Consider the following 24,039-nt stretch of genomic DNA (forward strand, 5'->3'; position numbering starts at 1 on the left):
CTTATCGTCCAATTTTATTACGAGTAACGGTTACTTCTTCAACTACTTCCTCAACCACTATTTGCCGTTCAGCCGGATTGTTTTTTGCGCCGAGAAGCGACTTGAAAAGACCGTCCGTTTGTTTTAGGTTAAACTTATTTCCTTCGAAATCCTCCATCTTGAAAGTCTTACCTTTCAGATCGAGTACTTTGTAAACGTTGTTATTGTAGGCGATTTCGTCACCCTTAGCCAGTGTATTGGTTCCCCCGGATTTCGCTGCGATAGCATGTTGATCAGCGCCATTGTCCTGTTTCAAATCACGCTTTTCACCAAGTTCGAGCACAAAGTCATAGATTTTTTGTGCATCTGCAGACGCACGGAATAACTCAAATGGTTCATCCTTTAATATTTTCACCCAGCTACTCACATATGCGGCATGCTGGCCAAAATTATGGCCGATTTGAAGCTCGCTGCCGATCATTAATGAAGCAATCTCAGCGCGCAATTCTTCGCGGGCATATTGCTCGGAACCGAAACGGCCTTCCATCGGGCGGTTCAGGCGGCTTTCGTGGCCCGTCCAGTGTCCTAATTCATGCAGAGCGACGGCATAATACTTCGTTTCGTTATCAAATTGTTCTTTGAATGGCAGTTGTATAACGTCTTTTGTTTTATTGTAATAAGCCTCATTACCGCCGTGATTAATTTTGGCCTGGCTGGCTGCCAGTAAACTTTCCGCTTTTTCAATGGGTGTCCATTTCTGTTCTGCGCGGTTTTGAGCAAGGTAATCAGCCAATGGCGGTACGCCCTTGATTTGCTCTGCATTAAACACCCAGGCGTTTGTGATGATCGGTTTGTCTAAAGTGGTGACACGGGTCTGCGTCTGTCCATTCTCGTCCTTGATCTTATCGCCATTAACATCACGCATGGCTTCCATGTTGGAAGTTTTGACAAAGTTGATCAATGTTGCTTTCGCGCCTTTTTCAACGGTGAAACCTGCATAATCCGCCTGTTTCAGTGTCATCCAACGCGGGTCCTGGTAGCCCTGCATGGATAACCATAAGGCGTTCATGCCGCGGTAGTTTTTGTTAGTAGTCGGGTTTACCGGAATGGTGAATGCCGGGGCATCAGAATCATTCCACGGTTTTTGAAACGGCGACGTGCCTTCTTTCAATTCGGCAATGAGCTTGTTAGCGATTTGCTCATGCAAGGGTTTAAAGTTTTTACTCATGATTTGTAGTTTTCAATATTTCGTATAAAAAATTCAATGGGTTGATATACCGCTGTTGATAGCGGACGCTGAAGTGCAGGTGCGGCGCAGTGACCTGTCCAGTCCCACCGCTGATCGCGATTGCCTGTCCTGCAAGAACCGAATCCTGGGGATTGACCAACGCTTTGCTCAAATGGCCGTAAATGGTATTGATTTCCCCATGTTGCAGGTTGACCGCTATTCCAAGGCTGAAAGTATGGCAGACTTTGCGGACAACACCGCTCAGCACAGCGTAAACTGTATCCTGCCTGGCTCTGAGGTCGACTCCATTATGGTATTCTATTTTACCCGATATCGGGTGGACGCGATAACCATAGGGTGAGGTGATGACCATTGATTTCAGCGGTAGGCAAACGATACAGGCTGCGAAAAAGGCTTTCACCGGCTGTAAGATTTTTCGAGCACCTGTTTTTCTGCTGTTTTTGCAGGTTGTAAGGCTTTATCCCATATTGCCGGATTATGTGCGGCCACTTCTAAAGCCTGCCAGCGTGCCGTATTGGTTCCCCTGTCCAGGAGCAGGCTAATCTTATATAGATCCTTGAAGTTGTCAAGCGGCATAGACGCGCCATTAGCCATCAGGTCACGGAGTATGTTGTTCTTGTCTTTTAGCTTGAGTAAAAATTCCGGTGGATAAATGGCTTCTTTACCGTTGTTAAAGGCTACATACACCTCTTTAGATTGCTCCCGATCATAGGTTACGATGGCAACTTTCCCCTGGCCATTAGCGGGGTCTACAGTTAAGTCCGGCCGCACGAGAACGAGCGTACCGTTTAAGCTTTCATTGTTCATGATTTTAAGATTTGATGATTATTGAGCCGGTGCCGCACGGAATTGGCTGACCATTTCCTGTATCTCCAAGCTGATCCTTGAAAAGTTCTGGCGGAGTATTTCGTCTTTTTTGTCGCCGAAATTGTAATAAGTGGGCAAGGGTTTGTAACCCTTTTCCTCTTTTGCAATTTCTTTAAGATCGAGCGATACCCGGCAGTTCACGGCGGAGGTTTCGAACTGGCCCGTATAGGTTTCCCGGGCATCCGCTGCTATGACGCCGACCATTTCTCCGGCATTTAATGAAGCGATCTTACCGGCTGGAATCAGTGCTTCCAGCTTTTCGTTGAGCGAGGTAGACGTTTTATTTCTGTCAATGGACAATCCCTCGCCAAGCTGTTTAGATTTGCCGAATAACCGTTCAAGCCATTCCAGGGTTTCTTTATTTCTTACGGAACCTGATAAAACATTTCCGACAACCGCTGTAATCGTCGCTGCGGTATCTTTCCCGTATTGCTGACTGAACTGTGGCAGTTCCTGCAATCCCATAAGTACGGCCACCTTATTGCTTCTGGCCGTGGCGATCAGGTTTTCCACCTTATGTAAAAACAGCGTTGGCACCTCATCGACAATTAAAGCCGAGGGCAGGTTACCCTTGGTATTAATCAATTTGGTTAACCGGTTGGTGATGATCGAATAGCAGGCTGAATTGATATTTTGAGTGTTGGGATCATTAGCCAGCACTAAAATGCCAGGCTTTTCTTTGGCTGATATCTTAAGGTCGAAATCATTACCTGAAAACACCCAAAACGTTTCCTTTGTGGCGAGCCTGCTTATAAATATCTTAAGCGTACCGACCTGGCCTTCCAGTTGGTCGAAGGCTTTCGCATTATAAGCGCTCATGAATGGCGATAAAAGCGATCTTAGCTCCTGCTCGGATACCAGGGCATTGAATATTTCTTCATATGAACGGTTGAGTAAGGCTAATACATGCGGAAAACTGGATAACCTACCGCCTGCGTGCTTGCTCAAAAAATAAATGCAGGAGGCTAAAAAGTTAATTGCGGATTGCGTGAAGAACTGATCGCTGCCGCCGGACCGGTCGCCTTTTTTGAGCGCTTCCACAAGCGCCTCTGCTGTTTCGGCTGCATCGGCCAATGATCGGATATAATCAGCGCGCCAGGGATTGATTCGCCTGCTTTTCTCCACCTCGTTGAGATTGAGTACATGAAAGGTGAATCCCTTTAGTTTCCCACTTTGCTTAGCCAATAAGTAATGATAGTAAGCGATATGCCCAAGGTCTGGGTACTTGAAATCATAGAGGCAGACGGTAAACTCTTTGGCAATGAGCTGCCGAATAAACGGGTTAACCACCGAAAAGGACTTACCAGAACCCGGAGTGCCGATGACTATGGTACCGCGGAAAACGTTGACGATATTGATCCAGCCATTTCTGACTTTTCCCTTGTAATAAAAGAGCATGGGGATATTCACCGAATACGCCGTTTCCAGCTTTTTCATAGGCTGCATGAAGCTTTCTGCTTCCGTATTCCATTGATCTTTACCAAGGCCTGACTTGATCAGTTTAGAGATATTATCCATCGCCAAGCTGGTCATCAAAGCACCAATGAATGAAGAAATGATGTAGAACAGGTTATACCATGAGGTATAAGTAAATGCCAATGAAGACGGTCGCCCTTGAAATATGGCACTGCCGAAAAACAGAAAAAGACCTAAGCTGAGCGGATAAACAATGTGCTTTTTAGGGTTGAGGTCTTTTTCTTTCTTGGCCAAGGTACCTATGCTGACCAAACACATCAATGTCAGGGTTGTGAGCTTGCTGTAAGCCAGGTTGCTGTAGATAACTACCTGAGCGATCTTATCCAATGGGGCATAAAAAAAGCCCCAGATCGGGGCTTTACGATAAACGAAGATGGCGACTTCAAGCAGGACGGACAGATAAATAGCAGTTTGCATGAACCCATGCAACTTCTGCTGCTCACGGGTTTCTTCCATAAATTAAATGTTTGCAACGGAAGGATACCTTATTATCTCTTACGTTAAGTGTGAAAGTTATATTATGAATTAGGGCAATATACTTCTACGCTGGCTATGGTGTCGTGTATTGCGCCTCCGTGGCTGAAGATTGCCAATCGCTCGACTTTAAACTTTCTATTATTTCCCATAACAATAGAATGGTATCCGAAAGTAACGACCTTCCCCCCTGGTGAAAGGCAATTTGGGATTGCATCCTTTAACTTCCGGAATGGACTACAGATAATGCCTTTATACAGTTCCATGCTTTTCCGGTAAGCATATGGTGGGTCTAATAAGATCGTATCAAACTGATTACCTTTCCATTCATTCAAAAAGGCAAGTGCATCAACGTGATAATCAGCGGGCATATCGGGATCAAGGTCGTTCCGGCATTCTTTTAAGTCAAGTATGGTTTTGCCTGCGAATAAGTTTAAAACGTTACCACTACAAACTTGCTCAACCCAATTCCGGATTGGTTTTACTGAAAACGTATAGCGATGCAATGGACATTTGATAAGTTGTATAACCATCGCATTTAAAAATCAATGTTATCAGCTTCCAGCAAATCTTTATAATTAATGCTTAGCGTAACAACACGTCCTGATAGCTGCTTCTCGCTAAGTTCGGCATGCAGCACCTTATTACTTGGAAATGTCATTTTCTTAAACACAAAGATATTGCGATAATATTTTGAGAATGAGGACACTCCCGAAAGCACAAATACGGGGCTGATTTCGACGGACTGAATGTTGCTTGCCTTTGTAACCTTTTTATCATCAATCTTAAAGCTGAAATCTTCGATATCATATTTGAGGTTTGTTTTATTTCGGAAAGCGATGTCCAGGAATACGTAATCTCCTAAGGTGGCGATGTGATTGACCAGCCCTATGAGACCAAAAGCCTTTATCTTATCCAGTTTTTTTTCCGCGCCTGTCGTATAAAGTTTCAGGCAAAGGAGTTTAAGCTGATTTTGCGATAGCCCGATTCCGGAAATATCCAATGGACGAGTATCGGCGGGGTTGATATTGATTTTTGTCGGAACTCCGGGATAGCCCGGCAACAGCTGGTATTGGGCAATGAATTTTTCTCCCGCTATGGTGATCACTGAACCTGTGAAAGCTTTAAGGGAATCTTTCAATTTGATACGCAAGACATTTTTTAGCGGCAGGTCACCAATTAAACTTTTATCAGAAATGTCTACATATTGAACAGGTTCAGGCGAAATAAAATGAATGGTCAGATTTTCCGGAAGGTATACTACCGGTATTTTTTCCTGAGCATGAGCGACAGCCGCTAACAGGAGGAAGAGGTATGACAATAGCTTTTTCATATTAATATTTTTTTTGAGCGTTTTGTAAAGCATCCGTATCAATGAGATAGATGTATGAATTGTATTTTAGCTTAGCTTTGTTTTTTCGGATCAGGTCGGCAATGGCTGAAGACGTAGATTGGAATATCTTATCTACTGAACTCATCAGAAATTGGCTGCCGTTTGAACTACCATCAATGGTAACCCCCTGAACAGTATTGCTCCCCAAATCCTTGGTGAACTCGCGGAAGGACGACGACGGGACATACAGGCCCGGCAAACCGTCAAGGTCATACACCTCCAATTTTACAGGTAATATTTTGCTGCCATAAATTATGGAGGTAATCGACAGCGTAACCCGTTGTTCCGAAAAGCCACTGATCTGCGCAAACAAATAAGTACCTTTTTGAATAAGGGTTTCTCCGGCTTTAACATCTTCTAATAATTTGAGCCGCAGACGCGAACCCGCGTAACCAGTTATATTTTCATCGATCACAGCACTGATGAAGTCCTGTTGCTTATCCGGAAGAACAGTGTTGAAATCTCCTGATGTTTGATTGCCTTTAGTTACCGTGAATCTGATCTGCGACGCTTTTTCTTTAGCTAATTTTTCCGCAGCATCCTTTTTTTGCTTTTCTGCTTTATATGCCGGATCGTTGGCTTTATTGATGCTATCCATTAAGGACATCTGTTGCTTGAAAATTTCCATTGGGTCTTTTTCACGCTGCACAGGTGCCGGAACAGGTTGTTCTGCAGGCAGGGATTTGGCGTTAATTATTTTGGCTAATTGCCTTTGCCGGTTGATATCTGTGCTTTCCAGCTCATGTAACTTTGCCCTGGCGGCAATGGAATCCAGCATTTTCTTTTGCTTGTCCGAGTAATCATTGTTGTAAGCGGCATTGCTCGTTGATTCCCTTGGAATAACACCAACGGCGGAATTACCATCGGCTTCTTTGTAAGTATTTCTGAAGGCGTCAAGTTTGTCAGCAAGTTGCCGTTTTCGTATATCAGATGATACATTACCTACGCTTGGATTTAGCCCTGCTTTAGGGGCTGTTTCGTGCTTTGGCTTATCGAAGCTGCTTTGCCAGGCATAATAAAACAGACAGAAAAACGGCAGCAACACCAAAGGCAGGATATACTTGGGTTGTTTGAAGTTGATTTTCATGATTTTAATGTTGAATTTGTTGCAGGCTGTCAAGCGCATTTTCAAGCAATACACTGTCGGCCGATGAGAGTTGCTTCCTGGTGCTCAGACTGTCAATCAGTTTTTTGAGCTGCAAGCCTTCTTTGATTCTCGTGGCTGTTTCCATGATTTTTGAAAATTCGTCGCCAACCGGGTTGACCTTTTTTGCGACCGGTGTTACTTTGGCCTCAGGATGACGGAAGACCGTAAACGACAATGCGGCAGATGTGAGCATCAGTACGATCATCAATCCAAAGAAGATTTTGGGGTAGGTCGTGAGCAATCGCTTTGAATGATTACCTGCGATGTTAAAGTAAGTGCCGAACTCTTTGCGTATTTCCGAATACAGCGTATCCTTGGGATCGCGGTTAGAATGTATTTTTCTCCACATCTTGTAAATCTTTATTTTCGAGAGTCTTCCAATTGGTGATCAGCACGCCATGAGGATTATTATCGCTGCGCGGAATATCTTTCAGGCAACCTTCCGTGATCAGCGAACGAACTACGGTTGAGCTGCGCCGGTCTATTTTTAACTTACCATAGTACCTGAAATACTTTTTGGGCATGTCCAGTACAATGGAGTCCGTTTGAAGTGTAAGCACGGAACTGGATGAGAGAATTGAATTGAAGAAACCATTCTCTTTGAGGTTATTATATTGCTGCATCCCTGATTCATCCACCAGGTACATGGCTTTTTTCATTTGATATTCCATGTAATTGTCATCCGGCGTTAACGAGAAAAAAAGAGAATGAAAGAGATCGATATGGGCACGGTATTCAGCCGGCCTGTTCATTTGCATATCGGTTTGACGGGCAAGGAGGGGCACGTTGTTATCCAGCAGATAGATACTTTTTTGCGCGTTGGTAACCATCTTATAAGTATAGAGGAAGTTCATCCCAACGACTAATAATGAAGTAACGAGGCTTCCAACAGCGATGATCGTCGCAAGCCTAATCTTGGCTTCGATGTTTTTTATAATCATGATTTATGGAAATAAAAAAGGCCGCTTGTTTTAAGCGGCCCCTGACGTGAACATTGGGTTGATTAAATAAAGCTACCGGAAACCCGGCGCACAACTGCCCATACGGTTCCTGCGCTTCTGCCGAAAGTTGAAGTGGCTGAACTGATTCCTGATGTAGATATGATCCAGGTAGAAATGCTGGGCACGGTAAACATACAGATCGCACCGATCAAAAAAACGATGATCACCGTTCCGAAAGACAGTAGACCATTACCGGCAAACAGGGCCATTTTCTCTAAATTGGCGTTCAGACCGTCTTTTCCGACAAGCTCCTGGTATTTACTAATTTCGGAGGTGAGCGCATATTCCTGCATTAAGCCGGTTAAATACATGATTAAATAGGCAATACCGTTGTAAAGATTTACGGAAATGAATCGAGCAATCCAGGTGCTGAAACTATCGCGGAATGCCGGAAGGATACTGACGGCAACCGCAAAAGGACCGAGAATAATCAAAATTGTCGAATAGATGATTTGGATCATAAAGATCACGTAGACGGCGATCCGCAAGATCCAAATGCCGATTAATTCAAGCATTTGCGTAATTAACAACTGCATTCCAACTTCTAACCTGTTTTTCAATTCGAGTAATGGAGAGACTACAGTGCTTATGCCTTGCTTAACCGTGCTGGTCACCGAATCCCAAGCCTGACCGTACCAAGTGTCGCTCTCTTTCTCCGCCACTTGTGTTTGCGCCTGATAGGTATAAAGGGAATTGGCAACTGCCAGCATGAGGTTAGCCCGATTGAGACGAAGATTATCGACGGTAGTTTGCTCACTATTGAACATTTGCTCTGTCTGATTGGCAACTACGTCGGTTGGAAATGCAATCACTTTGACAAATGTTCCCCACCAGAGAATCACCATTGCCAGGCCAAAGGGCCTCATCAATGGCATAATCTCCAATTGCTTATCGCCAACCATCATCTCATAGCTTTTTATAGCGAAAAAGATGATCATAAAAATGGCAGAGAGAGCTTTCGCATCCGTAATAAAAAGATCGAAATGAGTCCATACGGAATTTTTTAAGCCTTTTAAAAACACCATTACACCGTATTCATACACGCCATCACCCTGTAAAAATTCAAGGGTTTTAGTATTATCGGTTGTCGTAGTTTGGGCGAATACTGCCGGCGCTAACAGGCAAAGCAGTAGGATAAGTGAAAGTTTCTTTTTCATTGCACATGTTGTAAAACTTTGTTTGCGATTTGGATATCAGCATGTGGCGTCCAGTCCGGCACGCCTACCTGATTGGTTTTTAGCCGTTGCTGTTGGGCTGCCATGGTGAGGGTTGATTGCGCCGAAGATGTTCGGATCGCCCACACACCGGAAAGTCGTCTGTATTCCAGAAGATATCTATGGTAAGCAAGAATGCGAGCACCGCGATCCATATCAGTTGAATGGGCCGCTTCAATACGCTGTTTAAGCATATCCAGTTCATTTTTGTACCAACTGTAAAGACCTTCGGAAACAAGTTTTGCAGAAACCTGCGGGGAAAGGCCCGAAAGTATGGAGGCGGCTGAGTTATTGATTACCGGCGAAAGCTGGTTTTTATAATAAAGCAACCATAATGGATCCGAATCACTTAATAGGCCGGATTGGTTTGCTATTTCCGACAAGGCCGTATTTCTTACTGTATCTGACTGCAGCTTGTATTTATTATCAGTCGTATTTAAGGCCCCAACCAAAGTGAGCCGCTGGGTTTGCGGTCCTGAACCACTCAGGGGCCGCTGGTCCGTTTTGTGATAATTAGGATAAAAGAGCCCCCATGTAAGCCAGTAATATGGATTCAGACTTAAGAACCCTGCCTTTGGCGTAAATTTGTTTTGATCCCATTGCAGGTAAACCATTCGTTCCTGCTGATAACGGATACTCTGGTCTTGCACAACGGATTGCGCAAAACATCCGCCGACCCAATGTAAAAGGAGCAGCGGCAATAAAATAATACTTTTCATTGTCTTAAATATTTAGCGTTTTGAATGATCTGGGCGACAAAGTTTTTGTCTTGGTTGATATAGCCTGCAAATGGATTGAGCTTACTGATAATCCCGTGCTCTTTAGCCCAAAACATAGCTCGCCAGGCACCGTATGCCATTCCATCGAGGATTTGAAGCTGTTGAGTAACCTTGTGGAACAGTTCGTCTCTCGCATTATAGTTGGCCAATACGTTATCGCCATCTTTGAGAATGTAACCTGAGACATCGCTGACCAGCAGGGTCGCCCTTGTTCGCATTTGAGATGTAATGCCGCTAGCAACCAGTAAAAGCGCTGGATCGGATTTAGCCAACGATAGCGCCTGTTGCACATAGCTGCTTATATCTGCTATGATAACTGCCATGTTCTTTACAGCAAGTCCGTCTTTTAAAGCGGAGTTGACGTTTGAAAGAGATTCATAAATAATCGTTTGCGCCAAGACTACCGAGCCAACATTCGTATTGAGGTCGGTAAGATTGTTATTGATTTTGCCAAGATACTGGGCATGTGTGGCTTCAGCACTGCTTCGGACTACAGCATTTTCTGTAACTGCAGTAAGATGCCAGGGATCGACTACATATTGCTGAGCCTGAGCTATACCGCTGTATAGCAGCAGGAAAAACAACCACTGTTTCATTTGAGGTATTTGGCGTTTTGAATGATATCCTTTCCAATATTTATATCTGCATCAACGAAATTTTGAAAGGGGTTGGCAGCTTTCAATAATGAGGTCAGGGTTGAATATTGCATCAGGCCCAGCATATTGCCGGAAAGGTTTTGGATGCTGCTTAGCTCGGAAAGGACATAATCGAAAAGGATCTTTCGATCTGAAGCCTTCATTTGGTTAACATCACCTAACGATAAGCTGAGCCCCGTAACATATTCCATCAGGTCTTTTGCCTGAAGTGAAAATTGCAATTCGGATTGGTAGCCGATGGCCATCAATGCGGGATTCTTTTGCACCAGTTGTACGATTTGTGCCTGATCGCTGATAATTCGGCTAACCATTGGACTGGCATAAATGCCGATATCTGCCAAATTTATCACAGTACCTAAAGTATTATAACGTTGTTGTAAGTCTCGGTAAGTGGTTTTAATCTTAGCCAGCAAAGTCAGATTAGCCTTCTCATTAGCATTGACAGTTGCCTGTTCATTCCGGGCGGTAACCTGGAGTTTATGTTCAGATTGAGATTCTGAAACGAGCTGATGAATACCCACAATGTCTAATGTTTTTTGCTGGCCGAAAGCTGCGATATTTAATAAAAGGGCTAAGGAAAAAAATAATAACTGTTTCATTGTTTCAAGTATTTAGCATTTGTTAAAACATCATTCGCTATGCGCACATCCTGGTTTTGCCATTCCGCCCAGGGGTTGAGAGAGCGGAAAATGCCATCTATCTTCGCCCAGTACATAGCCCGGTTCATCCCGTAAGCAATTCCGCGGAGGATGCGCATTTCTGTCGCTATGTGGTTAAGGAGTTTTCCGCGTTCTCCGGAATCCATCAGGTTGTTAGTACCGCCTTTCAATACGAATACACTAACGTCAGCTGCCAATGTAGTCGCACGCGTTTGAAAATCGCGGGCACCCTGTTCGGCAAATAGCAATAGTGCTGGATCAGATTGTGCAATTTTTACAGCGCTTTGGACGTCCGTAACAATATCGGCCCCGCATTCCGCAATTTCTTTTATGGTGGTAAGGTTGCTGATGACAGACGCGACCTGACTAAGTCCCTGATATATTTTGTTCTGCAAATTATTAACCACGACCAGTTGACCAGTGACGGCGAGCTGGCCTTTTTGGATCAGGTCTAACTTATTGTTGGTTGTATTTAGCTGCCCGTTGATTGTCGAGGCATTTACAGCAATAGCCGAGGAAACGGCTGGGTCAATCACAATTTTCTGTGCCCAGGCTGCCGCAAAAAGAAAACAGCCGATCAATGTTATGGTGAAATTTTTCATATTTAAGATTGATTAACTTGTGTAATAAATGATGGTAATGTTTTACCGCTTGCATGGAAGTCGCTTACAAAAGCATCGAGTCCTGCAGCGTAGTCACCGAAATTTTTGATATATTTTTCTACGGCTGATTTTTCCGGCTTTTCGGTGGTATAGGTCAAATACTGGTGCAAAGACACTTCTACACCATAAACCTCACCGATAGCACCACGCCGTATGTACACCTCTTTAAAGCGTCCGCGGTTTTCTGAATTATCGAGTTGATTAATGGTAAAAATCTTCCGGCGCTCAATTTCACTGATGGAAAGCAATGCGGCTATTTCATTATAGTTATCACGAAACTTGGTTTGGTCCAGCAGGCAGATCGTATCCGAATTATTGATGATACTATCTTTAACTATGCTATTGCCAATGATATCACCAAGTTCCTGGGTAACCACAATGGCTTCACCCCAAAACTTGCGAACGGTTTTATACATGTAGAGTAAATATCCAGCCATCAGTGGGCTCGCAATTGCCTTCCAGGCCTCCTCAACAATGAGGGTTTTTCTGCGGTCGGAACGGTGCCGCATTTTTTGAATAAATACGTCCATTATCGACAGCGTAACGAGCGGAAATAAAATTTTATGCTCCTTAATTGCGTCAATTTCATAGACTATGAACCGCTCCGTAAAAAGACTTTTGTCCGTTTCTTTATTGAGCATCGTGGCGAATTCGCCCCCCTTATAGAACTTCTTAAGTACGTATCGAAACTCGTCGAAATCAAAAACAATTCTTTCTTCCTGCTTTATTTCGGGGATTTTCTGCAATGCAAAATCATAGAAGGTATCAAACTTTAACTCGCCGTTTACCGGGAAATTGGTAGCGTAATAAGCAGAGATAACATTGGAAATGACATCACGCTCAACCGGCGTAAGAATCCCTTCGGCACCTTTCCAGACGACGCCGATCAAAGTGCACAGAAAATCTTTCTTTTCGATATTATACTCTTCATGCGTCATTCTGAACGGGTTCATCGTTATCGGGGACTTATCCGTGTAGGTGACGTATTTTCCTTTGTAATACGCACACAAGCCTGAGTAAGAATGACCGGTATCGACGATCACGACATCCATGTTGTAAAGCATATACTGCTCTATCAAAGCATTCATAAAAAAGCTTTTTCCGGAACCGCTGGGACCTAAGACGAACTTGTTACGGTTGTTGATGCGGCCTGTTCGCATCGGCAGATCAGCCGGATCGATTCCTATCGGGATTCCCTGCCTGTCGGTAAATCGAAGCAGAAAATCTGAAGGCTCATCTTTTGGCAGCGATTCTTTAAAAAAGAAGCACATCGCCGCATCACAGGTGGTCAGAAACCAGTCGTACACTTTCAATTCGCCACCATTTCCCGGCAAGGCCGTCCGAAAAAGTTCGAGTTGGTTATAAGCGTTTTTACTGGGGATGATCCCTAACTGAAAAAGGGAGCTTTCCACAAAATTGGTGGCTTTGTCCAATGCTTCTTTTTGGGTGCAGATTAGGATGTTATAATGCGCATTGACCAGCAACTGATTTTCCCGGGCAACATCGGTGAGCAGCAGATCAATATCATCAACACATAACTGGTTAGCAGGGTCCGGAATCCCGGCGTGGCGCTTTTTCTTCTGCTCCAACTTTCGAAGCGTCATTACCTGATTGGGAATTTCTACCACCTGGTTATAAACTACGGCATCGCAACCCGGCACTTTAAAGAGGAAAGACAAAAAATCGATCGGGAATCCACGTGTGCTTTCCCTTTCATTCAACTCGATATGGGTTGAAACTTCAGGAGGCAAGTCGATAGTGTCGATGTTGATCAGGCTGATGCTCCGAATTGCCCGCTCGCCAAGGTTAACCTCCGTTTCCGTTGGTGACAGGTTGTTTAAATTAATGCTGCCGCTTTTAAAATTCATGCTCAGCATTTGCAGGACCAAATGGTTTATAGCCGCCTCATTCATGACCTTTGCTGAAGGCAATACATCGAGCACCTTGCCTACAGACTGCAAAAAGTCACGAAGTCCCTTCGGATCGTAGTTGTAAAAAGCACCTTTCTTTACCTGCTTGGTTACCGTCAGGTATGTAGCCACGCGAAGGCGTTCGCGGCCCTCAAAATGTGCATTGTAATGTTGCTGCAAATATTCCTCTGCTTTTTGAGCATGAAAAGCATACCGGCTGATAATATCATGTTTTTGCATTAAATGTCCTTCACCCAGTATCTTAACGATATTAATCAGCAGGTGATGGTATTCTTCATAACCCGAAGGGTCAGCCGAATAGCGGATAACGGGATTATTGATCTCGATAATTATGGAATATTCTCCCGTTAAACCGATAAGCAGGTCATAATTACCAGCTTTATCGATACCCGCATAGGGGATGTTAAACAAGCTTTTTGCGGACATAATGATTCAGAATTAAAATGTTGATGTTTCGGCTTTTGGCGTGAAGCCCACCTTTTTGCCTGGAGGCGGTATAGAGTAAACCGCCGACGATACAGCCAATAAGTACAAATGCGCCGAGCCACATATTGATCAATGACATTACCAAAGCACCGGCAACGAGTCCGGTAAGTAAGGAGGCCAGGCCCCAGTAAATGAACTTGCCTTTGAAGCCTTTGAAAGCAAGGGGCTTTTGCAGCCCCTTGTAAACAGCGAATTTCCTGGCCATCTTACAATCCGAAGAATGCTTTGATGACCAATGCGGAAACTACGAGAAAGACACAGCTGCCGCCCCAGCCCATTAATTCTTTATTGATGTCTTGATCACCGGAGTTCCATTTGGAGTACACGCGGATCGCACCAACAATGCCAACGATACCGCCAATGACAAGGGTGATGTTGGTTACCGGTGCGACATAAGTTTTGAGGGTTGAAGTAGCGGTATTTAAACCATTAACTCCACTTTGTGCAAATACAGGCACAGACAGGGCGATCAGCATGGCTGATGCCCACAGTTTTTTTGTTTTGTTAAACATTAAAAAGGAGAAAAAAATATCGAAGCGGAGATCTTTTAAAAGCCAGATGGAGAAGATGGCCAGGTATAATAACAGGCGTTCAGATCACGAAATACGCCCTAAGTGGTACACCCAATTTAGAAGGGATGAAAAGACGCCGGCTTTTAAATGCCAAAAATGGCGCGGAGAAAAACTCCTGCTAGCGTCATAAAAAGGGCGGCGAAAAACCACGCGGCGACATCCGCGGTGAATCTATCCTTACCCATTTGCGCGTTTTTATAGATACGCAGTCCGCCTACGATGCCAAAGAGCCCGGCAACGATAAGGGACAAATCAAAAGCTGAGAAAAATGTAGATTTTAAATCTTGCTGTGCCTGTTGCATTTCAGCAATTCCCGGCTGGGCGGAAACTGAACAGACGGCGAAACAACAAGCCAGAATTATTAGGGTTTTCCTCAATAGCTTACCTGGTTAATATACTCTACCGCTTCATCACGGCAAAGATTAAACATGTTTTTAAGGGATACGCCGCCGCTTGCGTATATAGGAGAAGCGATGTCGGCGCTTGTTAATTCAGGCGTAAGCGCAACCGCGTTAACCTCTTCTCCAAAGGACAATTCGTTGGTATCATTATCGACGTTAATTCGTCGAATTCGGAGGAAATCCCACGCAATCAGGAGTAAATAATAGACGGAGTATAACCCGCCAAGCCATAGAATAAATCTAAACCAGTTCATAAATCATTGTTTTGAATAAAGTGTTTAATTATTGTTTTTATTTCGGGTTGAGAATCAAGCAAATGTTTGACTGCAAAGGCTACCAATTTGGAAACATCCACGCTGGTAGCCATCTTGAATTGATTCATCGTCCGCACGGTTTTTTCGTCAAACCGGACATGCACCATACTTTTGTTAAGGCTGGTGTCAAATTCCAGAATGGCGTTTAATATGGCAGCTTCAAACTTTTTTTCTGCTTTGCGTTGCTTTTTGACTTGTTTATCTGTGGGCTTTGTTAGTTCCTGCCTCAGCTGGTCAGCTAGCGATTTCATGTTTTCCATATAAATGATCAGCATAAATTTTTTCAAAAACGGGGATGATTACCGGGTATAGGGACATTGGGGTTTGGAAAGTATTGGTACGCTGGAAATCGACACGATCAGGCAGCACGTCGGTTATTACACCGAACTTGCAAAGCTGCGCATTAACCTCCTGCATGATCTCAAACTTGGCGTTCGCTTTTATCCTGTTAGGAATGAACACCATTTTAATCTTAGGATTAACCCTTCGCAGCACCACTGTGAAAAGCATGGTTGATTCAAAGGTGAACTCATCGTACGCGAATGGACAGATAAAAAGGTCGGCGGCATTAAAGACTGCAAGTAAACCGTCGTCATCAAGCTTACCCGGCAGATCGATCAGTACGACGTCTTTGCTGTTTTTCATCAATACTTCTTTGAGAACCGGAAATGTTTCGAGGGTCGCTGAAAGCACCTCGTAAGGCTCCTTATTTTCTAATATTTTTGCCTTCTCATATTTCTGTGAAATGGACTGCTGATAATCCATGTCAATAACGGTTACAGGGCATTTTTTTGCTGAGGTAAGATAGTTGGCCAGCACAAGCGTCATGGTACTTTTACCCGCGCCGCCTTTTTGGTTTCCAATAATTATGGTCATGATTTTATTTTTTAACGAGTGTTGGTTCTTGCTTTTTTCTGTCTCCGGCGGCGCATACCATGTATTTGTTGGTCATCCACATCATCCGCTATCCAAACCGGGCGAATGGTTGAAGCAACTACAGTTTGAATTTCTTCGGACACTGTTTCCATCAAAATGATAGGCTCAGGATTGACATCTGCTGCCTTTAATTCTTTTAATGGCAATACTTCACTACCCTTTAAAACCAGTTTTTGGTTATGGTCAATAATAGAGTATCCATAGGGTTGCTTTCCTTCCGCCGAGTGGAACAGTAATTCAATTTGGTAGTTGGCTAATAAGTATTCTTTTAAATCAGTGCGATGTTTAAGTTCCCTGAAGATGTCGCGCAGTTCGGCAATACGCCGTAACGGCCGCTCATACTTATTGATCTTACTATTTATAGTTTTTTCATCGGCATCCTTGCTCGGTAAGCCCAGGTTTTCCATGACCATAAAGAATTGGGCCCTTGTACTAAAGTTGTAGGTAAGAGCTTTTTCGATGCCGAGCACTTCTTTGAGATTACCAATTGCGCGAAGCCTTTCATATGCGCTATTGATCTTTTTGCCTTGCTTATCTACCCTGACGGAGATGGCATGAACGTGATTGTTATCCGTGTCTTTATGATAAACAATCAGATATGGCTGCTTGCCATAACCCATCTTATCGAGCCAGGCAACCGCAATTTCAGTCAGTTCCTTACTTGAATAAGTCCGGCCTTTTGCAGAAAGCACGGCATGAAACTGCGGTTTTTTGATACGCATGTTTTGTGAAGCAACCATTTGCAAGTAATTGATGTAATCCTGCGGGCGCAACCGGCTTAGTCCTTGTAGCGCACCAAAATTGGCTACACGCATTAATTCGCCTTTATTCCGGTCAATTTTGTTGGTGTTGTAAACTACACCACTAAACTTTGCCGATGAGGAAAGGATTTTGACGATCATATAGGTAACTATGGAACGGCGTACCGGAATAGCTATATTTCTTTATAGCAGAGTAACTTAATAACCTGGTAACGGTATCTCTTTATAACGATATGCCGCTGTTGCTGAACCGCGCTGTAACCATTGAACTTTAAATCGGTGTCCCTGCATATCGGTGGAAATGTATACCTATATAGCTGCGCATCCAAGTAGCTTCGTACCTGAGTAACGGAATAGCTAAATTTCTTTATAACTATGTAATTTTATAGGTAATGAACTTTATAGCGGTAGAACTTAATAACGTATTTCCTAAAAATGCTTTATGATTTGCCGGCGAGCCTGATTACTTTTCGCAGGCTGATATCCAGTTTAGTTTGCAACTGCAAATACTTCTGAAAATGGACATTAAATTGTTCTGCTATAAGTGGAGAAAGCGCGCCCCGAAGATTTAGCGTGTTGGCATGTCTAGCCAACTGGTTGATATTATTTCCAATGCGTCCCATTTCGGCAAAAATGTCGTCCAGGCTTTGAATCAAGTGCTTAGCATTGATTACGATAGAACCACCATTATTCAGAACACGCCTTCTTAACAGTTCGGTTTTGCTGATCCCTAATGATTTTTCCAGGGACAGGATCAAATTATATTCATCTTCGGTAAATCGCGCGTCTATTTTCTTGGTTCGCTTCCCGCTTTCCAATAAAGGTCTTCCTTTTGCCATTATACTTATTCATAAAAAACGAGTCGCGAAGTTTTCAGTTCTCCCGGAGGGCAAGATTCTTTTTGTCGGACAAAAAGACATCTTGCCGTAGGAAAATCAAAGATTTTCCCGGATATCAAATTCCGAATTTTCCCGCCTAACGGCGATTTAAAACACCCTGTTTGGGAATAATGACTTCACTGGTTTTCTGTTCCACCACTTTAGCGGTGGCTACCAATTTATCATTGTAGTCATTGAAGCCCTCGAAAGCGCCTGAACGGTCGCTGGCATAAGGCAGCGCTCTTATAAACTCTTTCGATGCTGCCAAACCTGATTGATCACGGTCGAAATAAATGTCCAGGAGGGAATAAGACTTGGCCTTTTCAATTCCTTCCGATAATAAAGCTATTGTGTTTAAAACGATAACGCTATGGTCTGCCGTTTCATTCTCAGCTTTCCAGCTGAGGTAATTGATAAACCCTTCGAACACAACTGCCTTTTTGGAATGTCCTTCTATAAAACTGATTGCTTTATTTCCAAGGCAACCCTTAAAATATTTATTTCGCACCTCCCAGGCATTCTTTTCATTTTTCCATCCGGCAGCGTAAAAATGTTTTCTTTCCCCCTTGTGATCCTGTACGTAATAATAGATCTCAAATAACCAATCTTTAGCCTGCTCAAAGATTTGCCTACTTTTTAAGTATTCTGTAATTGCCGGGTGCGTACCAATCGGCTTTGTTTCAACTATAATATAATTCGGAATCTTTACTGCGATACGGGGACGTGGTGGTTTTTTCTCGGATAAGGAGACATTACAAACATTCTGGATCTTTTGGATCACCTCGCCGAAGGACAAATTGCCCCACATGGCAAGTCCGAGATCAACAATATTTCCTCCTTTGCGCGTGCCATGATCAAACCACACGCCTAATTCATCATTTACACTAAGCGAAGGTTTGGTGTCGTTTTCACGCAGCATGCTGAGGTATAATCTTTCGCGCCCATATTTTTTGACCGGCTGGTATCCCAGCCGTGCTAAAAAATCAACTAATGAAGCCTGATCCTTCAGCTCTTTTGCTGTAAGTACTACTGACATATTTTTAAAAATTAAAGGTTAATTCTGCGGAAAGTCCTGTATCAGGAAAATTTGAAAATGACGGCAGATTTAGCGAGCGGCTCAATTTGGAGCCGGTCAATTCTCCAGGGTGCGGATTGATCAACGTCCTTTCTAATCGTGATCAAACCATCATTGACCCAACTTTCAAATTTAGTCTGTCCGAACATTTTAAAAGCTTCGCTTTTATTGAGATAGAGTTTTAATCGATGCGGTTAGTACGCCGAGCTGAGCTGCGACTTCCGCTATAACTTCAAGTTAAAAAGGATTGATTTCCATGTACCGGCAGCGGGTAACGACCCCGCTAATTCATTTCTGCCGGTAAATATTTTCGGGATTACTCACGTCGCATCCTACGATGCGGGCCTTCACCTGCCTTTGCGCTTTCAGTTGTTGATATGCTTTCAATCTCACCTTCGCAAAATTTCCTGCTTATGGCAGGATAATGTTTCATCCCCGTACGTCAAAGACCGTTATAAGCCAAGCGCTTATAGCTTTCTATCTGCCACTGGCAGATAGGTGTGCCTGTTACTGGCAGCGGCAACGCTGTCCAGCTTAGTTCTTTCAAGAAATTTCCTTTTGGAACTATTTCCTGGCACGGTCAAAGGAGCAATCAACTGTTCATTCAACCATCGGTCGATATTGCTTCGGCTGTATAAACGGTAGGCATCTGCCTTGCTGATAAAAGAGCTAGTAACTCCGCTTTCAGCAACTGCATTAGCCACACCGGTATTAACCGCGTTCAGCATTGACAGAGATAAATCCTCGATTTTCATGAGTCCAAAGCACGGTTTTAGGAGCACGCTAAAACAGTGAAAGGGGGTGAAAGAATCCTTTCACCCCCCTTTCAAAAGCGGCAATTAAAATGCGATCACTAACCTTATATCTAATTGATAATTAGAAACATACAAAACAAAACCGAGGTCGAACGCGAATAAATAGGAGAAAAGTCGTACTATAAAAAAATTTAAAAATTGTTATTATATTTCAACTTCTATTAAACATTCATTTTCAAATTCGCCACAAAAGCTGCAAATTTGATATACGCTATAAAAGGCAAGCCTTTCAAACATGTTAGAAAACGCGAAGCTTAAATTTACATTCCTGAAATTGGGTATGGCTGGTGAGTTTACTGAGCGTGCCGAGAAACTGGGTTTGTTTAATCTTGGCGATCTGATGTCTGTTAACTTAGCGAAGTTAAAGGCCCACAGAGACTTTAATTACATGTGGTATGCGGAAATGTTGACTATGCTAAAGAACCAGGGACTTCTGCACGAATTTCAAAAACGCACGTTAGAGACCTAATTATAATTGGATAGATTATAATTTGTATTTAGCCAGTTTAGCATACTGATTAGTATTGCCTTTAATTTTCGGGCAGTTGCATGCTCTACGACGCTTGATTTCTTCTGAAGGCTTTCAGGCGAAATAAACTCTGTATTTGGGGTGTAAAAATGCCCGGCAAAAAAAGAAAAAAGCTCCCCGATATGCTCCTTCGCCAATATACCCTTTTCGATCAACAGACGAAGAAATAACCCGAATTGTGCAACAGAGAGATTGACCAGCATCCGTTTTCGATGAGTATGGTAACGGTCATCATTCGCTAGATGAAGATTAATTTTTAATCTTTCCTTAACCAGAAAATACTTTTCCGAGAGAAATTTATTGAGTTCATCATAAAGTCTGTGTTTCTCCCACGGGCTTTTTAGCCCGGAATTCACAGACAATTCGTATAAGTGACTTTTTAAGTCCAATAATTCTTCCTTTTGCTCGATAAGCCCATCCTGATCGGAAATCCGATCATTCCACTGTTCAAGGCAAAAAATAAAAAAATCGGGAAGATTAAAATCATTAATGATGAGGAAATCGATGACCTGCGCGGAATCGGTAAAGTTCTTTTTAATTAATGCCGCAACAAGTTTACGAACGTAATTGTTGTCTGCTCTCTTTAAAGTTCTTTGATTTATGATATGATTAAGACCTTTTGCGAAAATGGCAACAATATCAGATTTTATTTGCTGACTTTGCAGATGAAGCGTAGCGGACGCGGCCAGCAATCTTAATTCTTGTTTGACCTGAAAAATTGAATAATGGCTAAATGCGATTTGGGCGGCAATCTTCGGGAACCGTTTCGACAATACATCAAGGAAATCTTCGAATAACCCGCAGGTTGACAAATAACTTTGTCTTATGCGGGTTGCTCTCGGATTCCTCTGCCATACTTTTGAATACCGTGTCAGGTACTCACTAATCGTATTGCTTAGATCAGTGACGAAATTGATTAGCTCGGCAGTATTTGTTTTTTTATCGTCTAATACAAAAACAGTTTGTAAATGATTATCAGAAAGTGTTTTAATAGCAGAGACAAGAAATGCTTGCCATTTCTCGAACTCGCCGTCAGTCAAGGGCTGTCCGGCAATAGAGTTCGGATGTAGCGACTCTTTCACGAATTGTTGCAGTTGAACGGAGACGTTTTTCATATAGGATATATCGTAGTTCCATGTGGTACATAAAAAGATTAATGATGATTGGGTTGTGTTTACAGATGTTGATGATCACGAGTTATGGTTATTTGATATTTTTAATTTTTGATCTATTAGTTTAAAGGCTTCGAGTACTTTGCCAAGCTGTTCAAAAGTATGCGTGGCCATCACATTCATTCTTATTCTTGCATTCTTTTTCGATACCGCAGGATACATGATGGGATTCGTATAAATTCCGGCCTTGAGTAAGAGACGGCCGGCCTCGAGTGTTTTAGGAATATCGCCAATTTTGACAGGAATAACCGCAGATGCGGTGGTACCAAGGTCAAAACCAGCTGAGATCAAACCATTCTTTAAATAGTTGATGTTCGCCCAAAGTTTTGAGCGCCATTCAGGTTCTTCATCCACCAATTCAATGGCCCGTAATATGCCAAAAATGGCTGGGGTAGCAGTTGTTGAAAACAAATGTTGTTTAGATTGATATTTAAGGTATTCGATCAGGTTTGGCTCACCGAGTACATAGCCGCCGATATTGCCCAGCGCTTTGCTAAATGTACCGGTGATGATATCAACCTTACTGAAAGCATTATCCAGCTCGATTACACCTCGGCCCGTTTTTCCGATCACACCAATCCCATGTGCATCATCGACGACCAGTATGGCCCCATACTTATGAGTAAGATCTGCAATCTCGTTAATCGGCGCAAGATCACCGTCCTGGCTGTAAACGCCATCAATAACAACCATTTTTGTACGATACTTGTCCTGGGCGTTTTTCAATACTAGTTCCAACATTTCGAGGTTGTTATGCAGGAATGTTTTGACATTGGTATTGAGCGCGCCTTCGTAAACACTGGCGTGTACCGCCATATCTAAAATGATCAGGTCTTCCTTATGTAGGAGGCATTGTAGGGTTGCGCTGTTTGCCGTGTAACCAGTCGTATATAAGATGGCTTCTTTTTTTTGGTAAAATGCCGCAATTTTTTCTTCCAGCATTTTGTGGTATATGAAGTGACCCCCAATAGCTGGTGAAGCACCGGAGCCGGTGCCGAATCTACTGATCCCATCAATCACGGCCGCTTTGATTTTTGGATGCTGACTGAAACCAAGATAATCATTGGAAACCAGACAGACGGACCTGGTAATCTCCGTATCGCCAGGGAGCAATAAGTCCATTTCGGGACCAACAGGTGATGTAGATTCAATTCGGTAATTGAGATGTCCATTGTTTCTTAGGAAGTCCAGATATTCATGAAACTCATTTACAGTGGAGTAAAGGTCTTGGCCAGGGACATTTTCAAAGTCCTTGAAGCTAGCATTTTGGAAGTTAATTTTCATAGTCACGAGGTTAGGCAATAAAAATAGGTCTCGGATTTCTCAAAAAATGGGACATGAAACCAATTCCTTAATAATCAATTAACATTTCCCGAGCATGTCTCAACTTTAGAGATTTTGCCCTTTAATTTTGGCTATCGGGAGGCTTTCGGACGAGATTGTTTGAAAGGTAAATTAGTATACCATGTTAAATTACACCGTAACACAGGTTCTCGGTAGTGCAGGCCATTTTTCCGAAGAATTTCAAGGAGCATTAGAAAAACAGTTGCATATAGAAACCTATAAGAGCAAGCAAATTATCCACGCGCCAGGTCAAGTAGAAGCAAGTCTTTATTTGGTCGACAAGGGTTTTGCACGTAGCTATTATTATGATCGTAAAGGAAATGAGCACACTGTCAGATTTTATTCAACCGGAGAACTGATATTCTCTCATGAAGGATATTACAGAGTACCGTCCTTTTATTACACCGAATTTATGGAAACGTCCGACGCAATTGCCCTTAGTTATAATGACTTGAACGATCTGCAAAAGAAATTCCCTGAAACATCCGCCCTTATTAGATTCGCGCTTTTAAAAAACCGTAAGGAAGAATACGAGAGGCAAAATATTTTGGCGCTTCCTGCCAATGAACGCTACGATCGGTTAATGGAACACAATCACGCTATCTTTCAAAAAAGCCCCGCAAAATTTATTGCGTCATACCTTAATATGTCAAGGGAAACTCTCGCTCGGCTCATGGGCAAACAGTAATCCTGCATGTGACAATTATCACTAAAAAAAATCTAAACTTCCAAAAAATTTGTAGCAATGGTACTGATAAATTGTAATCAATATCATCGCCAATATTTTTAGGAGTACCGAGCTTTATCGTACAATTTACCAACGATGAAACGCTCTGATCTACCTGACCTTCTTGCCGTAATCCTAATACTCATGTTTGCTTATGCGGCTTTTAGTAAGCTTTTTGATTTCGGTTCATACAAACTTCAAATGAGTTTACAGCCGCTGCCAAAATGGTCTACTTCGTTTATAATGTTACTCTTGCCAGCTACCGAATTGATTGTAGTTGGCTCATTATTATTTAGAAAAACAAGGTTATTAGGATTTAATGCATCATTTATGCTCATGCTGATTTTCACGATTTACGTTGGTTTAGCAATGGTTGGCGTTTTTGGCAAAGTTCCGTGTTCATGTGGCGGAGTGATCCGGCATCTGAAATGGCCTCAGCATTTTGTATTTAATGTATTTTTCCTAACCATTAGTGCCTATGGTCTGTATTTAGAACGTAAAGAAAGGAGGTTCATTGGCAGATAAATCTTCATTCACAAATT

The 24,039-nt window shown here is 42.9% G+C and carries 30 protein-coding genes; 3 read left to right on the forward strand and 27 right to left on the reverse strand.

Going from position 1 to position 24,039, the window contains the following annotated elements; all coding sequences use genetic code 11:
- Position 1: 1 nt before the first annotated feature.
- The 25 genes from FHW89_RS12705 to FHW89_RS12825 all read right to left on the reverse strand — a co-directional run bounded on the left by FHW89_RS12705 (position 2) and on the right by FHW89_RS12825 (position 19,665).
- Positions 2-1,207, reverse strand: coding sequence for an ArdC family protein (locus tag FHW89_RS12705; protein ID WP_172335419.1), 1,206 nt, complete (start codon positions 1,205-1,207; stop codon positions 2-4).
- Positions 1,200-1,628, reverse strand: coding sequence for a M23 family metallopeptidase (locus tag FHW89_RS12710; RefSeq protein WP_371742449.1), 429 nt, complete (start codon positions 1,626-1,628; stop codon positions 1,200-1,202). The genes FHW89_RS12705 and FHW89_RS12710 overlap by 8 nt, the downstream gene beginning before the upstream one ends.
- Positions 1,625-2,035, reverse strand: a complete 411-nt coding sequence (locus FHW89_RS12715; RefSeq protein ID WP_172335420.1) for a hypothetical protein — start codon at positions 2,033-2,035, stop codon at positions 1,625-1,627. The genes FHW89_RS12710 and FHW89_RS12715 overlap by 4 nt, the downstream gene beginning before the upstream one ends.
- Positions 2,036-2,053: 18 nt before the next feature.
- Positions 2,054-4,027, reverse strand: coding sequence for a type IV secretion system DNA-binding domain-containing protein (locus tag FHW89_RS12720; protein WP_172335421.1), 1,974 nt, complete (start codon positions 4,025-4,027; stop codon positions 2,054-2,056).
- Positions 4,028-4,089: 62 nt separating this feature from the next.
- The gene (locus tag FHW89_RS12725; protein ID WP_216650561.1) at positions 4,090-4,578 is read right to left on the reverse strand and encodes a hypothetical protein; all 489 of its coding nucleotides are present in this window, start codon (positions 4,576-4,578) and stop codon (positions 4,090-4,092) included.
- A 5-nt stretch (positions 4,579-4,583) separates the two neighbouring features.
- The gene (locus FHW89_RS12730) at positions 4,584-5,378 is read right to left on the reverse strand and encodes a DUF4138 domain-containing protein (protein WP_172335422.1); all 795 of its coding nucleotides are present in this window, start codon (positions 5,376-5,378) and stop codon (positions 4,584-4,586) included.
- A 1-nt stretch (position 5,379) separates the two neighbouring features.
- Positions 5,380-6,525: a conjugative transposon protein TraM gene (traM, locus tag FHW89_RS12735; RefSeq protein ID WP_172335423.1), complete on the reverse strand. Its 1,146-nt coding sequence runs from the start codon at positions 6,523-6,525 to the stop codon at positions 5,380-5,382.
- 4 nt (positions 6,526-6,529) lie between these two features.
- A complete protein-coding gene (locus FHW89_RS12740; protein WP_172335424.1) occupies positions 6,530-6,934 on the reverse strand; it encodes a hypothetical protein in 405 nt (134 codons plus the stop codon).
- Positions 6,912-7,526, reverse strand: a complete 615-nt coding sequence (gene traK / locus FHW89_RS12745) for a conjugative transposon protein TraK (protein ID WP_172335425.1) — start codon at positions 7,524-7,526, stop codon at positions 6,912-6,914. The genes FHW89_RS12740 and traK overlap by 23 nt, the downstream gene beginning before the upstream one ends.
- A gap of 62 nt (positions 7,527-7,588) precedes the next feature.
- On the reverse strand, positions 7,589-8,743 hold the full coding sequence (locus FHW89_RS12750) for a plasmid transfer protein (protein WP_172335426.1): 1,155 nt from the start codon (positions 8,741-8,743) through the stop codon (positions 7,589-7,591).
- Positions 8,740-9,519: a hypothetical protein gene (locus FHW89_RS12755; protein ID WP_172335427.1), complete on the reverse strand. Its 780-nt coding sequence runs from the start codon at positions 9,517-9,519 to the stop codon at positions 8,740-8,742. The genes FHW89_RS12750 and FHW89_RS12755 overlap by 4 nt, the downstream gene beginning before the upstream one ends.
- A complete protein-coding gene (locus FHW89_RS12760; protein ID WP_172335428.1) occupies positions 9,516-10,175 on the reverse strand; it encodes a hypothetical protein in 660 nt (219 codons plus the stop codon). Before FHW89_RS12760 ends, FHW89_RS12755 begins: the two co-directional genes overlap by 4 nt.
- The gene (locus FHW89_RS12765) at positions 10,172-10,834 is read right to left on the reverse strand and encodes a hypothetical protein (RefSeq protein ID WP_172335429.1); all 663 of its coding nucleotides are present in this window, start codon (positions 10,832-10,834) and stop codon (positions 10,172-10,174) included. The genes FHW89_RS12760 and FHW89_RS12765 overlap by 4 nt, the downstream gene beginning before the upstream one ends.
- On the reverse strand, positions 10,831-11,496 hold the full coding sequence (locus FHW89_RS12770; protein ID WP_172335430.1) for a hypothetical protein: 666 nt from the start codon (positions 11,494-11,496) through the stop codon (positions 10,831-10,833). The genes FHW89_RS12765 and FHW89_RS12770 overlap by 4 nt, the downstream gene beginning before the upstream one ends.
- A gap of 2 nt (positions 11,497-11,498) precedes the next feature.
- Positions 11,499-13,913 carry a TraG family conjugative transposon ATPase gene (locus FHW89_RS12775; protein ID WP_172335431.1) on the reverse strand — a complete coding sequence of 805 codons (2,415 nt, stop codon included), beginning with the start codon at positions 13,911-13,913 and terminating at the stop codon, positions 11,499-11,501.
- Positions 13,891-14,178: a plasmid transfer protein gene (locus FHW89_RS12780; protein ID WP_172335432.1), complete on the reverse strand. Its 288-nt coding sequence runs from the start codon at positions 14,176-14,178 to the stop codon at positions 13,891-13,893. Before FHW89_RS12780 ends, FHW89_RS12775 begins: the two co-directional genes overlap by 23 nt.
- Position 14,179: 1 nt before the next feature.
- Entirely contained in the window at positions 14,180-14,485 is a 306-nt protein-coding gene (locus FHW89_RS12785) for a DUF4134 domain-containing protein (protein WP_172335433.1), read from the reverse strand.
- Positions 14,486-14,628: 143 nt separating this feature from the next.
- Complete coding sequence (locus tag FHW89_RS12790; RefSeq protein WP_253952229.1) at positions 14,629-14,922, reverse strand: DUF4134 family protein; 294 nt, start codon at positions 14,920-14,922, stop codon at positions 14,629-14,631.
- Positions 14,919-15,080, reverse strand: coding sequence for a hypothetical protein (locus FHW89_RS12795; protein WP_172335434.1), 162 nt, complete (start codon positions 15,078-15,080; stop codon positions 14,919-14,921). The genes FHW89_RS12790 and FHW89_RS12795 overlap by 4 nt, the downstream gene beginning before the upstream one ends.
- Positions 15,081-15,196: 116 nt before the next feature.
- A complete protein-coding gene (locus tag FHW89_RS12800; RefSeq protein ID WP_172335435.1) occupies positions 15,197-15,520 on the reverse strand; it encodes a hypothetical protein in 324 nt (107 codons plus the stop codon).
- Positions 15,495-16,136, reverse strand: a complete 642-nt coding sequence (locus FHW89_RS12805; protein ID WP_172335436.1) for a ParA family protein — start codon at positions 16,134-16,136, stop codon at positions 15,495-15,497. Before FHW89_RS12805 ends, FHW89_RS12800 begins: the two co-directional genes overlap by 26 nt.
- 11 nt (positions 16,137-16,147) lie before the next feature.
- Positions 16,148-17,098: a relaxase/mobilization nuclease domain-containing protein gene (locus tag FHW89_RS12810; protein ID WP_172335437.1), complete on the reverse strand. Its 951-nt coding sequence runs from the start codon at positions 17,096-17,098 to the stop codon at positions 16,148-16,150.
- Between the two features lie 299 nt (positions 17,099-17,397).
- Positions 17,398-17,796 (reverse strand): plasmid mobilization relaxosome protein MobC, encoded by a 399-nt coding sequence (gene mobC, locus FHW89_RS12815; protein ID WP_172335438.1) that lies wholly within the window; start codon positions 17,794-17,796, stop codon positions 17,398-17,400.
- A 136-nt stretch (positions 17,797-17,932) separates the two neighbouring features.
- Positions 17,933-18,871 (reverse strand): toprim domain-containing protein, encoded by a 939-nt coding sequence (locus tag FHW89_RS12820; protein WP_172335439.1) that lies wholly within the window; start codon positions 18,869-18,871, stop codon positions 17,933-17,935.
- A 506-nt stretch (positions 18,872-19,377) separates the two neighbouring features.
- A complete protein-coding gene (locus FHW89_RS12825; RefSeq protein WP_172335440.1) occupies positions 19,378-19,665 on the reverse strand; it encodes a hypothetical protein in 288 nt (95 codons plus the stop codon).
- A gap of 295 nt (positions 19,666-19,960) precedes the next feature.
- On the opposite strand from FHW89_RS12825, the gene FHW89_RS12830 reads away from it, so the two are divergent.
- Positions 19,961-20,194, forward strand: coding sequence for a hypothetical protein (locus tag FHW89_RS12830; RefSeq protein WP_172335441.1), 234 nt, complete (start codon positions 19,961-19,963; stop codon positions 20,192-20,194).
- Here the strand turns inward: FHW89_RS12830 and FHW89_RS12835 are convergent.
- Together FHW89_RS12835 and FHW89_RS12840 are read right to left on the reverse strand one after the other, a co-directional pair.
- On the reverse strand, positions 20,191-21,369 hold the full coding sequence (locus FHW89_RS12835; protein WP_172335442.1) for a hypothetical protein: 1,179 nt from the start codon (positions 21,367-21,369) through the stop codon (positions 20,191-20,193). The two genes, FHW89_RS12830 and FHW89_RS12835, sit on opposite strands and share 4 nt — an antisense overlap.
- Positions 21,370-21,444: 75 nt before the next feature.
- Positions 21,445-22,710, reverse strand: a complete 1,266-nt coding sequence (locus tag FHW89_RS12840; RefSeq protein ID WP_172335443.1) for an aminotransferase class I/II-fold pyridoxal phosphate-dependent enzyme — start codon at positions 22,708-22,710, stop codon at positions 21,445-21,447.
- Between the two features lie 181 nt (positions 22,711-22,891).
- Between FHW89_RS12840 and FHW89_RS12845 the strand changes: the two genes are divergently transcribed.
- Together FHW89_RS12845 and FHW89_RS12850 are read left to right on the forward strand one after the other, a co-directional pair.
- The gene (locus FHW89_RS12845) at positions 22,892-23,458 is read left to right on the forward strand and encodes a Crp/Fnr family transcriptional regulator (RefSeq protein ID WP_172335444.1); all 567 of its coding nucleotides are present in this window, start codon (positions 22,892-22,894) and stop codon (positions 23,456-23,458) included.
- A gap of 135 nt (positions 23,459-23,593) precedes the next feature.
- The gene (locus tag FHW89_RS12850) at positions 23,594-24,022 is read left to right on the forward strand and encodes a MauE/DoxX family redox-associated membrane protein (RefSeq protein ID WP_172335445.1); all 429 of its coding nucleotides are present in this window, start codon (positions 23,594-23,596) and stop codon (positions 24,020-24,022) included.
- The last annotated feature ends 17 nt before the right edge of the window (positions 24,023-24,039 follow it).

Source organism: Mucilaginibacter sp. SG564 (assembly GCF_013149275.1).
Taxonomy (GTDB): Bacteria; Bacteroidota; Bacteroidia; order Sphingobacteriales; family Sphingobacteriaceae; genus Mucilaginibacter.

Coding starts and splice junctions, on each gene's coding strand:
- FHW89_RS12705 (WP_172335419.1), bottom strand. CDS start 1,207: ATGAGTAAAAACTTTAAACCCTTGCATGAGCAAATCGCTAACAAGCTC.
- FHW89_RS12715 (WP_172335420.1), bottom strand. CDS start 2,035: ATGAACAATGAAAGCTTAAACGGTACGCTCGTTCTCGTGCGGCCGGAC.
- FHW89_RS12720 (WP_172335421.1), bottom strand. CDS start 4,027: ATGGAAGAAACCCGTGAGCAGCAGAAGTTGCATGGGTTCATGCAAACT.
- FHW89_RS12725 (WP_216650561.1), bottom strand. CDS start 4,578: ATGGTTATACAACTTATCAAATGTCCATTGCATCGCTATACGTTTTCA.
- FHW89_RS12730 (WP_172335422.1), bottom strand. CDS start 5,378: ATGAAAAAGCTATTGTCATACCTCTTCCTCCTGTTAGCGGCTGTCGCT.
- traM (WP_172335423.1), bottom strand. CDS start 6,525: ATGAAAATCAACTTCAAACAACCCAAGTATATCCTGCCTTTGGTGTTG.
- FHW89_RS12740 (WP_172335424.1), bottom strand. CDS start 6,934: ATGTGGAGAAAAATACATTCTAACCGCGATCCCAAGGATACGCTGTAT.
- traK (WP_172335425.1), bottom strand. CDS start 7,526: ATGATTATAAAAAACATCGAAGCCAAGATTAGGCTTGCGACGATCATC.
- FHW89_RS12750 (WP_172335426.1), bottom strand. CDS start 8,743: ATGAAAAAGAAACTTTCACTTATCCTACTGCTTTGCCTGTTAGCGCCG.
- FHW89_RS12755 (WP_172335427.1), bottom strand. CDS start 9,519: ATGAAAAGTATTATTTTATTGCCGCTGCTCCTTTTACATTGGGTCGGC.
- FHW89_RS12760 (WP_172335428.1), bottom strand. CDS start 10,175: ATGAAACAGTGGTTGTTTTTCCTGCTGCTATACAGCGGTATAGCTCAG.
- FHW89_RS12765 (WP_172335429.1), bottom strand. CDS start 10,834: ATGAAACAGTTATTATTTTTTTCCTTAGCCCTTTTATTAAATATCGCA.
- FHW89_RS12770 (WP_172335430.1), bottom strand. CDS start 11,496: ATGAAAAATTTCACCATAACATTGATCGGCTGTTTTCTTTTTGCGGCA.
- FHW89_RS12775 (WP_172335431.1), bottom strand. CDS start 13,913: ATGTCCGCAAAAAGCTTGTTTAACATCCCCTATGCGGGTATCGATAAA.
- FHW89_RS12780 (WP_172335432.1), bottom strand. CDS start 14,178: ATGGCCAGGAAATTCGCTGTTTACAAGGGGCTGCAAAAGCCCCTTGCT.
- FHW89_RS12785 (WP_172335433.1), bottom strand. CDS start 14,485: ATGTTTAACAAAACAAAAAAACTGTGGGCATCAGCCATGCTGATCGCC.
- FHW89_RS12800 (WP_172335435.1), bottom strand. CDS start 15,520: ATGGAAAACATGAAATCGCTAGCTGACCAGCTGAGGCAGGAACTAACA.
- FHW89_RS12805 (WP_172335436.1), bottom strand. CDS start 16,136: ATGACCATAATTATTGGAAACCAAAAAGGCGGCGCGGGTAAAAGTACC.
- FHW89_RS12810 (WP_172335437.1), bottom strand. CDS start 17,098: ATGATCGTCAAAATCCTTTCCTCATCGGCAAAGTTTAGTGGTGTAGTT.
- mobC (WP_172335438.1), bottom strand. CDS start 17,796: ATGGCAAAAGGAAGACCTTTATTGGAAAGCGGGAAGCGAACCAAGAAA.
- FHW89_RS12820 (WP_172335439.1), bottom strand. CDS start 18,871: ATGTCAGTAGTACTTACAGCAAAAGAGCTGAAGGATCAGGCTTCATTA.
- FHW89_RS12825 (WP_172335440.1), bottom strand. CDS start 19,665: ATGAAAATCGAGGATTTATCTCTGTCAATGCTGAACGCGGTTAATACC.
- FHW89_RS12830 (WP_172335441.1), top strand. CDS start 19,961: ATGTTAGAAAACGCGAAGCTTAAATTTACATTCCTGAAATTGGGTATG.
- FHW89_RS12835 (WP_172335442.1), bottom strand. CDS start 21,369: ATGAAAAACGTCTCCGTTCAACTGCAACAATTCGTGAAAGAGTCGCTA.
- FHW89_RS12840 (WP_172335443.1), bottom strand. CDS start 22,710: ATGAAAATTAACTTCCAAAATGCTAGCTTCAAGGACTTTGAAAATGTC.
- FHW89_RS12845 (WP_172335444.1), top strand. CDS start 22,892: ATGTTAAATTACACCGTAACACAGGTTCTCGGTAGTGCAGGCCATTTT.
- FHW89_RS12850 (WP_172335445.1), top strand. CDS start 23,594: ATGAAACGCTCTGATCTACCTGACCTTCTTGCCGTAATCCTAATACTC.